This window comes from Thauera terpenica 58Eu (assembly GCF_000443165.1).
Taxonomy (GTDB): domain Bacteria; phylum Pseudomonadota; class Gammaproteobacteria; order Burkholderiales; family Rhodocyclaceae; genus Thauera; species Thauera terpenica.
The window spans coordinates 1-9,203 of record NZ_ATJV01000089.1 but is presented as its reverse complement, the minus strand read 5'-3'; the positions used below and the strand labels follow the sequence as shown (position 1 = coordinate 9,203).

The 9,203-nt window shown below is 65.4% G+C and carries 10 protein-coding genes; 3 read left to right on the top strand and 7 right to left on the bottom strand.

Features of this window, described 5'->3' with window-relative positions; translation table 11 throughout:
• Window positions 1-98 precede the first annotated feature (98 nt).
• From M622_RS36120 to M622_RS36095, 7 genes are all read right to left on the bottom strand, one after another.
• The gene (locus tag M622_RS36120) at window positions 99-1,406 is read right to left on the bottom strand and encodes a TolC family protein (RefSeq protein ID WP_245543098.1); all 1,308 of its coding nucleotides are present in this window, start codon (window positions 1,404-1,406) and stop codon (window positions 99-101) included.
• Window positions 1,407-1,540: 134 nt separating this feature from the next.
• The gene (locus M622_RS36115) at window positions 1,541-1,888 is read right to left on the bottom strand and encodes a copper-binding protein (protein WP_021250609.1); all 348 of its coding nucleotides are present in this window, start codon (window positions 1,886-1,888) and stop codon (window positions 1,541-1,543) included.
• A gap of 102 nt (window positions 1,889-1,990) precedes the next feature.
• Complete coding sequence (locus M622_RS36110) at window positions 1,991-2,491, bottom strand: cupredoxin domain-containing protein (RefSeq protein ID WP_031347438.1); 501 nt, start codon at window positions 2,489-2,491, stop codon at window positions 1,991-1,993.
• Window positions 2,492-2,564: 73 nt separating this feature from the next.
• Window positions 2,565-3,968 (bottom strand): multicopper oxidase family protein, encoded by a 1,404-nt coding sequence (locus tag M622_RS36105; RefSeq protein ID WP_021250607.1) that lies wholly within the window; start codon window positions 3,966-3,968, stop codon window positions 2,565-2,567.
• 17 nt (window positions 3,969-3,985) lie between these two features.
• Window positions 3,986-5,398 (bottom strand): TolC family protein, encoded by a 1,413-nt coding sequence (locus M622_RS36100; RefSeq protein WP_031347437.1) that lies wholly within the window; start codon window positions 5,396-5,398, stop codon window positions 3,986-3,988.
• The gene (locus M622_RS39870; protein WP_075146730.1) at window positions 5,395-5,691 is read right to left on the bottom strand and encodes a hydrolase; all 297 of its coding nucleotides are present in this window, start codon (window positions 5,689-5,691) and stop codon (window positions 5,395-5,397) included. Before M622_RS39870 ends, M622_RS36100 begins: the two co-directional genes overlap by 4 nt.
• 78 nt (window positions 5,692-5,769) lie before the next feature.
• A complete protein-coding gene (locus M622_RS36095; RefSeq protein WP_021250605.1) occupies window positions 5,770-6,219 on the bottom strand; it encodes a hypothetical protein in 450 nt (149 codons plus the stop codon).
• Window positions 6,220-6,405: 186 nt separating this feature from the next.
• Here M622_RS36095 and M622_RS36090 point away from each other — a divergent pair, with 186 nt between their 5' ends.
• From M622_RS36090 to M622_RS36080, 3 genes are all read left to right on the top strand, one after another.
• Entirely contained in the window at window positions 6,406-7,086 is a 681-nt protein-coding gene (locus M622_RS36090; protein WP_002943434.1) for a heavy metal response regulator transcription factor, read from the top strand.
• Between the two features lie 2 nt (window positions 7,087-7,088).
• Window positions 7,089-8,492, top strand: coding sequence for a heavy metal sensor histidine kinase (locus M622_RS36085; RefSeq protein ID WP_021250604.1), 1,404 nt, complete (start codon window positions 7,089-7,091; stop codon window positions 8,490-8,492).
• Window positions 8,493-8,608: 116 nt separating this feature from the next.
• The gene (locus tag M622_RS36080) at window positions 8,609-9,052 is read left to right on the top strand and encodes a DUF411 domain-containing protein (RefSeq protein ID WP_002943438.1); all 444 of its coding nucleotides are present in this window, start codon (window positions 8,609-8,611) and stop codon (window positions 9,050-9,052) included.
• Window positions 9,053-9,203: the final 151 nt, after the last annotated feature.

The following is a 9,203-nucleotide window of genomic DNA, read 5'->3' as shown; positions in this document are numbered from 1 at the left end:
AACTGGATTTCCAGCATTTTGCAGGTGCGCAATCCAGTACCCCGCACCTATGGCAATCGCCACGCCCACAGCGATCGCCGTCATTCGAACGGCTGAGCTCACTTCAGATCCCCTGTCAGTTTCTTGATTTCTGTCAGCGCCAGGCGCGTGTCGAGCTCGGCCTTCAAGCGTTGAGTCCGGATGTCGATGAGCTGGCGCTCGGCTTCGATCACGCTGTCGAAGTCGACCTTGCCGCTGCTGAGCGCGGCCTGACTTGCATCCCGGGTGGCCTGGGCCTGCGGCAGCAACGTATGTTCGAGCAGGCGCAAGGTCTCGCGGCCCTGCGCGTACATCGACCAGGCGATACCCAGCTCGCCGGATGCGCGTGCCTTGGCATCCTCCCGCCGCGCCTCGGCCGCCATCAGCATGTATTCGGCTTCGCGCTCCTTGGCGCGACGGCTGGACTGCTGCAGCGGGATCATCACCTCGAACATCACGTCCCAGGACGACTTACCTTCATCCGGACGGTTGTTGCGCACGCCAACAGCGAAGTCCGGCAAGCGGTCCTGATACGTTCGTTCGCGCTCGGCACGCGCCACATCGATGCCGTAGGTGGCAGCATTCACTTCCGGATTGGCGCTGGCCGCTGCCTCGAAAAGGGCGCCCGCTTCCAGCTGCTCGGGCAAGGGGGCGGGATTGGCAGGCGCGGCCAGTGGAGCGTCGTGCGCCCGCCCGAGCAGGCCGTTGAGCCCCGCTGCCAGGCCCTTGCGCCGCTGTTCGACCTCCACGAGCGCGAGGCGCTGGGCAGTGATTTCGCGCTGCATGCGCAACACCGCCTGCTGCGGCAGCAGACCCAACTCGTAACGGGCCAGGCTGAGTTCCTCCAGGCTTTTCAGCAAGGTCAAGCCCTCGCGGTTGAGGACGAGTTCGCGGTCGGCGGCGTAGTAGCGCAACCACAGCGTCTCGATCTTTGCCGCGAGCTCAGCCCAGGAGGTATCGCGCATCGCATCAGCCTGGGTCGCCTGGGCTTCGGCGGCCTTCACCGCCAGCTCGCGCTTGCCCCACCCGGGTAGCGGCTGGGTGATGCGGTAGCGGGTCTCGCCCACCTGGCCGGGCAGCAACGACGCCGAGCGCCCGCTCATGGTGTTGGTGGCGTCCATCAGCTCGACCTCGAACGTCGGGTCGGGCAGCGCACCGGCGGGCGTCACGCGCTCCTGCGCTGCGGACGCTTCCGCGCGGGCAGCGGCAAAGCCGGGGTTGCTGTGGCGCGCATATTCAATCAGCGCCTGGGGGCTCGAGCCGAGCGTTGGAGTGTCGGGCGAACCCTGTGTCCAGGCACTGCCACTTCCCAGCGTGAGCGCGACCACCAGTGCAAGCGCTGCAGGACGTAGCAGGTGAGATGAGGGTACTGCGAACGGGGATTTCATCGAGAAACGATTCCGGCAGGCGGTGAAGTGCATGCGCAGGCCCTTCGCCACCCGCCTCGTCGTTCAGCCACTCAGTGGGGCATCCCCACGGCTGGCCGGTCAGAGTGGAATGCGACGCACCTGCGAGGTAGGCGTCACTGGGCGGGCTCGAGAGACGTCACGGTCAGCGCACCGCCGACCTTCTCGACCGCGAACCGGATCTTGTCGCCCACCTTGACCTGATCGAGCAGGCTGGGCTCGGCTGCGCGGAACACCATGGTCATCGCCGGCATGCCGAGCGACTCGAGGGGGCCATGGGCAATGGTCAGCTTGCCAGCCGACTTGTCGATCTTCTTGACCGTGCCCTCGGCCAGCTTGGCGTCGGCTTCGGCCTGGGCGCTGGCCCCGCCGTGATGTGAATCGTGATCGGCCTGTGCGAACGCAAGCGGGGCACCGCCGCCGAGCACGGCCAGGAGCGCAGTGGTGATGAGGGCCTTTTTCATGATGGGTTTCTCCAAGGGTTGAAATTCTGTGTGAATTCGAGCATGAGCACGATTATGCGAAGCGCTCACCAACGGGACGCTGACGCACGGATTACATTTCTGTCAGCCGACCTTGATCGTGCCAATCATGCCGGCCTGGAAGTGGCCGGGAATCAGGCAGGCGAACTGGAATTCGCCCGCACGGTTGAAGTGCCAGATCATTTCTCCGCGCCCACCTGGCGCGACATGCGACATCCACGGTTCGTCATGTTCCATCTCCGGGAAGCGCTGCATCATCTCCGCGTGCTCGGCAAGCGTCTTGGGCGTACCGACCACCATCTCGTGCATCACCGCGCCTCGATTTTCGTGGGTGAATCGGATCGTCTCGCCCAGACGCACCTCGATGCGGTCCGGAACGAAGCGCATCTCATCGGTCATCACGATGGCGATCGCGCGCGAGACGGCTTTCGCGTCCCCCGCAATCCCCCATTGCTGCTGCTCCTTGGGGGTATCGGACGCTGCTTTGTCGGCATGTTCGGCATTGCCATGGGCGAACGTGCTGCGGTGAACGGCAAGCACACCGGCGGCAAGGCTGGTGGCCAGAAATCGACGACGACTTTTCATGGGGATCTCCATCTCTCTGTTGGGTGAGGCTTCATTTGTGCCGGGGTTTGCGCCGATTGCACGGCGTTCGACCTCAATGACCTTGATGGCCAGTGGGTTTGCGTACGGCCATCTCGACAGGCGGTCCGCCCGCTGTACGCGGCATGCTCGAGGCGCCCGCCGCGTCGCCGCGAGCGGGTTCAGGCAGCGCTGCGCCCGTCCACTCGTAGGCCACCGTCCCCTTGGGATGCCTGAACCAGCCCGGGTCGCGGTAGTCCCCCCGCTTCTGCTCGCGGCGCACCTTGAGCACGGTGAACATGCCGCCCATCTCGACGGCGCCGAACGGCCCCTGCCCGGTCATCATCGGCAGGGTGTTGTCGGGCAGGGGCATCTCCATCTCGCCCATGTCGGCCATGCCGCGCTCGCCCATCAGCATGTAATCGGGCACCAGCTTCTGGATGCCCTCGACCAGGCCGCGATGGTCGACGCCGATCATGGTCGGCACGTCGTGCCCCATCGCGTTCATGGTGTGGTGCGACTTGTGGCAGTGCATCGCCCAATCGCCCTCCTCGTCGGCGATGAACTCGATCTGGCGCATCTGGCCGACCGCAACGTCGGTGGTGACCTCGGGCCAGCGCGACTCAGGGCGCGTCGGCCCGCCGTCGGTGCCGGTGACCTCGAACTCGTGACCGTGGATGTGGATCGGGTGGTTGGTCATGGTCAGGTTGCCGATGCGCACCCGCACGCGGTCGCCCTTCCTGACGTTGAGCGAGTCGATACCGGGAAAGGCGCGGCTGTTCCAGGTCCACAGGTTGAAGTCGAGCATGGTGTTGATCTTGGGCACGTAGCTGCCCGGCTCGATGTCGTAGGCGTTGAGCAGGAAGCAGAAGTCGCGATCCACGCGCGCGATGTGCGGATGTGGTTCGCGCGGGTGCGTGACCCAGAAACCCATCATGCCCATCGCCATCTGCACCATCTCGTCGGCGTGCGGGTGGTACATGAAGGTACCAGGGCGACGGGCGATGAACTCATAGACGAAAGTCTTGCCGGGCGGGATCTGCGGCTGGTTGAGGCCGCCGACCCCGTCCATGCCGTTGGGCAGGCGCTGGCCGTGCCAGTGGATGGTGGTGTGCTCGGGCAGGCGGTTGGTGACGAAGATGCGCACGCGGTCGCCCTCGACGACCTCGATCGTCGGCCCGGGCGACTGGCCGTTATAGCCCCAGAGCCGCGCCACCATGCCGGGGGCGATCTCGCGCTCGACGGGTTCGGCGACGAGGTGGAACTCCTTCACCCCAGCGTTCATGCGCCAGGGCGCCGTCCAGCCGTTGAGCGTGACGACCGGGTCGTACGGGCGGCCTGTGGGCGGGGTCAGCGGGGCCGCCGTGGCTGCGCTGGTCTGAATTACGGGCTCGGGCAGCGCAGCGAGCGCGGCGCGGTTGACGGTTCCGGCAGCGGCCAGCAGGCCTGCCCCGGCGAGAAAGCTGCGTCGGGTGGTCATGATCGTCTCCGGACAGGTCAGTGGCCAGCGCCGGCTTCTGCCGGCGATGCGCTTGATTGAAGGCTGATCGGTGCGATCGGCTGGCCGAGCAGGCTGGCCCTGAGCGCGGCCTCGGCGCGCCAGAAGTCGCGCTCGGCCTCGATCGCCTGCACCACGCTGGCCGACTGAGCGCGGGCAGCGGCAAGCAGCTCGAACACACCGATCAGCATCCCGTTGTACTGGAGCACCGACTCTTCGGTAATGTTCTGACGCAGTGGAACCACCTCGCTGCGGTAGTGGCGCGCGAGGTCGTATGCACTGCGGTAGCCCTCGTAGGCCACGCGGACCTGGGAGCTGGCGTTATTGGCAACCTCGAGGGTGCGGTTGAAGGCCGAGAGATAGCGGGCCTCACTGCTGGCGCGGGCCGCATCGCCGAAGTCGAACAGGGGCAGCGGCAGTTCGACTTCGAAGCCGCGCTGCGACGACTCGCCGGTCTCGCTGTTGCGCACGCCGGCCACATGCAGGCCGTTGACCACGCTGGTCACCTGCGTGAGGCCCAGGCTCTTCGCCGTACGCTCGAGGTCGGTGCGGGCGATGCGCACATCGAGCCGGTTGTCGAGCAGCGCCGCGCCGGCGGTCGCTTCATCGATCGGCGCCTCGGGCAAGGCCGGCAACTGATCCGGTAGGCGTAGCGCCTGCGCCTGGCTCGGGGTCAGCCCCAAGCGCTGGATCAGCGCCTCGCGCGCGGCGGTGGCGTTCTGACGGGCGCGGATCAGGTTGGCCGTCTCCTCGGCGGCCAGCGCCTGCTCGCGGGCGCGCTGCAGGCGGCTGAAGTTGCCGGTGGCCTGCATCCGACGGGCGAGCTCGGCAGCGGTCCCGGCGGCCGTGGCCACCTCCTCGCGGTAGCGCGCGACCTGTCGCGCCGCGACCGCATCGACCCAGGCCTGGCGCACTTCAGTGACGGTGCTCAACAGCGCAATCGAGGACTGCAGCCGGGTCTGCTGCTGGCGGAACTCGGCCTGCTCCAGCCGCGCGGGCAGAAACAGCAGGTCGAACAGCGAGATGCCGAGCGAACGGCCGATGTCGAGTTCGCGCCCCTCGGCGCCCGAGCGAAACAACCGCTCGAAGGTGAACACCGGATTGCCGATGCGGGCCGAACCGGTCGCATCCGCCGAGGCCACGGCGGCTTCCGCCAGCAGGGACTGGAACGCCGGGCTGTAGCCCAGCGCGATGCGCACCGCGTCGTCGATCGCCAGCGGCTGTGCGAGCAGGCGATCGACCTCGGCGCGCATCGCCTCGCGCTCAGGGTCCGAGCGCAGCCAGCGCACCTCGCTACCCGTCTGCTCGCGCGCAAAGCGCTCGACCTCAGCGAAGTTCTCATCGATCGCAACGCTGGCGCACCCGGTCAGCACGGTGGCGGCCAGCAAGGATATGGGGAGACTGCCTCTCATCGCTCGCCCCCTTTCGAAGTCGGCGTGAGGTGGCCCATGTGCCCGCCGAGACGTCCAGCCTCGTCGTTGGCATCCTTCCACGACCGCAAGGGCTCATCGACACGGTAGGGCCGATATTCGTTCAGGGGCGAGCGATACGCCGGCACGCGCTGTGGCTTGGGTGACCCAGACTGGGTCGCGGCAGGCGCGTGGTCAGCGGGATTAGACGGAGAGGAGGGCTCGGCCTGCGCGCCCGACACGAGCGCCACGGCGACGGCCAATCCTCCACCGAGGTGGATGAGTCGTCTCTGCATGGGGAATGTCTCTTTGTTGGTCTTGTGATGAATCGGACGCGGGGCGATCGACGAGGTCGCCGCTCCGCGTCCCGATGCTCAGTTGGGCATCGCCGGCTTGGCGGCCGGATGCATCTTCATCATGTTCTGCATCATGCCCATGTGCTCTTGCATCATCTTCATGTGCTCCTGCATGAGCTTGGGATCCATCATCATGCCGCCCATGGGTCCAGCCCCGGGTCCAGGACCACCACCCTTCATCATCGGACCAGCCCCCATCTGCCCCCCCATCATCGGGCAACCAGTGGGCGTGCCCTGCGATGCAGCCTCCAGGGCCTTGACCTGCTCTTCCATCAGGGCCATGCGACGTTCCGGGTTGGTCTCGGCACGGATCGACTTCATACGTTCCTGAAGCGCGGGGACACTCGCTGCGGGCGGCCAGGCCTGCGCCGGATCGGTCGTCTGAGCGACGACCGGGCTGCCATGCAGGGCTGCAGCCAGAGCGACGACGGGCATGAGCCCGGCGAGACGGTACAAACGCAGTTTCATGATCGATCTCCCATTGGTCGCGGGGTTCCGTCGCGGTACGGAACGCTGTGCCACGCAGAGCATCTTGCGCCCGCCTGCCTGTCGTTGGCCTGACCTGGAAATTACATTTCTGTAAGCCCGGGGGTTATCCAGCACCCCGGGCGCAAAATCGGGCACAGGCAGCACGAAGCGCGTAGGAGCGAAACAATGAAAATTCTGATCGTCGAAGACGAAGTGAAGACCGGCGACTACCTCCGCCAGGGGCTCACCGAAGCCGGGTTCGTCGTCGACCTTGCAAGAGATGGCCTCGATGGGCTCCACCTCGCCCTTAACGGTGACTACGACCTGGTCGTGCTCGACGTGATGCTGCCAAGGCTGGACGGCTGGGGCATCCTGCAAACACTGCGTCGCAGCAGTCGTGAGACCCCCGTGTTGTTCCTGACTGCCCGTGACCAAGTTGAGGATCGGGTCCGTGGTCTTGAGCTCGGCGCCGACGATTACCTGGTCAAGCCCTTCGCGTTTTCCGAGTTTCTCGCGCGCGTTCGCACGCTGCTGCGCAGGGGAAGAAACCACGAACCGGAGACCCTGCGCTCAGCGAACCTGGAGCTCGATTTGCTTCGCCGCCGGGTGAACCGATGCGGGCAGCGCATCGATCTGACCGCCAAGGAGTTTGCCTTGCTGGAACTGCTCCTGCGACGCAAGGGTGAAGTATTGCCCCGCTCACTCATCGCTTCGCAGGTGTGGGATATGAACTTCGACAGCGACACGAACGTGATCGAAGTTGCCGTGCGCAGGTTGCGCGTAAAGGTCGACGACCCCTTTGAGCCGAAGCTGATCCACACCGTGCGGGGTATGGGCTACGTGCTCGAGGCGATGGAGCCGATCTGACGATGACCCGCATTCACTCGCTCACGGCGCGACTGGCAACACTATTTGCCGTCCTCGCTGCGAGCCTGCTTGTGCTGGCAGCGATGCTCTTTGGGCGCATGTTGGACATGCATTTCCAGGAGCTGGACATGCACGAGTTGCAGGGCAAAGTCACGCTCATCCGCAACGCCCTGCAGAGTGCTGGCGTGACAGGGAGGCGACCGGAACGCATTGAGGCGCTCGAACGCTCCTTCGTTGGCCATGAAAGTGTCGGTGTCCTGTTTCGCGACGGCGAGGGACGCGTCCTGTACATCATCCATCCCGAGCATTTCACCGCTGCCCAGCGGGCAGGCGAACGCCTCTCTGGCGCGTTGGCCGACTGGACAGTGGATGAGCGCCCCCATCGAGGGATTGAGGTCAGCATCGCGCTACCGACCCTCGGGTCGAGGGACCAATCGATCGAGGCGCTGGTCGCACTCGATCTATCGCATCACGTCCACTTCCTCGCGTCGGTACGTCATGCAACTTGGGCGGGCGTCTTCGTCGCTGCCTTGGCGGCGGCGCTATTGGGCTGGTTTGCTGCGCACCGGGGCCTCGCCCCCCTGCGCCGGGTCACCGAAACTGCCCGTCGGCTGTCGGCAAGGCAACTCGGCCAGCGTCTCGCCATCGATGATGCGCCGCTGGAAGTGCGCGACCACGTCGAAGCCTTCAATGGCATGCTCGCTCGGCTCGAAGCCGCTTTCCAGCGGCTCGGCGATTATTCGGCGGATATAGCCCACGAACTGCGTACGCCGATCTCGAACCTGATGACCCAGACCCAGGTCGCGCTGTCGCGGCCGCGCACGCTCGACGAATACCAGGACATCCTGGCCTCGAACCTCGAGGAATACGAGCGCATCGCGCGCATGGTCAGCGACATGCTGTTCCTCGCCAAGGCCGACGAGAACACCCTCGCGCACGCGGGCGAGGCGATCGACCTGGCCCGCGAGGCAGACGCACTGATCGACTTCTACGAGGCGCTGGCCGACGAGCGCCAGGTCCGCATCGTGCGCCAGGGCCAAGCGAGCGTTCAGGGTGATCGCCTGATGCTGCGGCGCGCGCTGTCGAACCTGATCTCGAATGCGCTTCGTCACACACCGAAAGAGGGGCAGATCACGATCAGGATTGACGCGGACGCAGCCGGCGTCCGTCTCGCCGTCTCTAATGTCGGCGACCCGATACCCGCCGATCAGATCGAACGGATCTTCGAACGCTTCCACCGCGGTAGCGCCCAGCGCGAGTCTCGCGGTGAAGGCGCAGGGCTCGGACTTGCGATCACGCGTTCCATCGTGCAGGCCCACGGGGGTCACATCACTGCGCGCTCCGCTGAAGGTGTCACCTGCTTCACGATCACCTTGCCTCGCAATGAAGCCTCATCGCCTTCCTGATGCTGCAAAGTCGACCGGAGTCCCGGCTGTCTGACGGAAATGTAATTTTGAGGTCAGCTTCCCGTTGGGCTCGAAACGCCAAACTATGCCTCGACGCCATCAACCGGAAGACGAACATGAAGACGAAAACTTTGCTCGGCGGGCTCGTGGCAAGCCTGATGATCGTGAGCGGCGCAGCGTTTGCGCAGGGGCCCGTACGCGTAGAGGTCTACAAGAGCGCTTACTGCGGGTGCTGCGGGAAATGGGTCGAGCACCTGAGAAAGAACGGCTTCGATGTCGTGACGAAAGACGTCGATGATGTCCCCGCAGCCCGCAAGGCACTGGGCATGCCGGACCAATACGGCTCGTGTCACACGGCCAAGGTAGGTTCCTATTCCGTCGAGGGGCACGTCCCTGCGGACGACATCCGACGGCTTCTCGCCGAGTCCCCAAAGGCAATCGGACTGGCTACGCCAGGCATGCCGCAGGGGTCGCCCGGCATGGAGACCTCGACCCCGCAACCCTATGAGACGCTTCTGGTCGGGCTTGACGGAAGCGCGAGGGTTTTTGCCCGACACTGACGGCAGAGCTGGTGAGTATCGACTTTATGAGCGCAGTGCCGGCCGACTTACGAACCACGCTGGCCTCAGCTCGCTCTAGGGCTGGTTTCGGATCTCACCGGTCGCTCGAATGACGACTCTGCTACTACCATGTGTGGCAGCAAATGGCCGA

Bases quoted from the DNA above. Each gene is read 5' to 3' on its own strand.
- M622_RS36120 (WP_245543098.1), bottom strand. From the start codon at position 1,406: ATGAAATCCCCGTTCGCAGTACCCTCATCTCACCTGCTACGTCCTGCA.
- M622_RS36115 (WP_021250609.1), bottom strand. From the start codon at position 1,888: ATGAAAAAGGCCCTCATCACCACTGCGCTCCTGGCCGTGCTCGGCGGC.
- M622_RS36110 (WP_031347438.1), bottom strand. From the start codon at position 2,491: ATGAAAAGTCGTCGTCGATTTCTGGCCACCAGCCTTGCCGCCGGTGTG.
- M622_RS36105 (WP_021250607.1), bottom strand. From the start codon at position 3,968: ATGACCACCCGACGCAGCTTTCTCGCCGGGGCAGGCCTGCTGGCCGCT.
- M622_RS36100 (WP_031347437.1), bottom strand. From the start codon at position 5,398: ATGAGAGGCAGTCTCCCCATATCCTTGCTGGCCGCCACCGTGCTGACC.
- M622_RS39870 (WP_075146730.1), bottom strand. From the start codon at position 5,691: ATGCAGAGACGACTCATCCACCTCGGTGGAGGATTGGCCGTCGCCGTG.
- M622_RS36095 (WP_021250605.1), bottom strand. From the start codon at position 6,219: ATGAAACTGCGTTTGTACCGTCTCGCCGGGCTCATGCCCGTCGTCGCT.
- M622_RS36090 (WP_002943434.1), top strand. From the start codon at position 6,406: ATGAAAATTCTGATCGTCGAAGACGAAGTGAAGACCGGCGACTACCTC.
- M622_RS36085 (WP_021250604.1), top strand. From the start codon at position 7,089: ATGACCCGCATTCACTCGCTCACGGCGCGACTGGCAACACTATTTGCC.
- M622_RS36080 (WP_002943438.1), top strand. From the start codon at position 8,609: ATGAAGACGAAAACTTTGCTCGGCGGGCTCGTGGCAAGCCTGATGATC.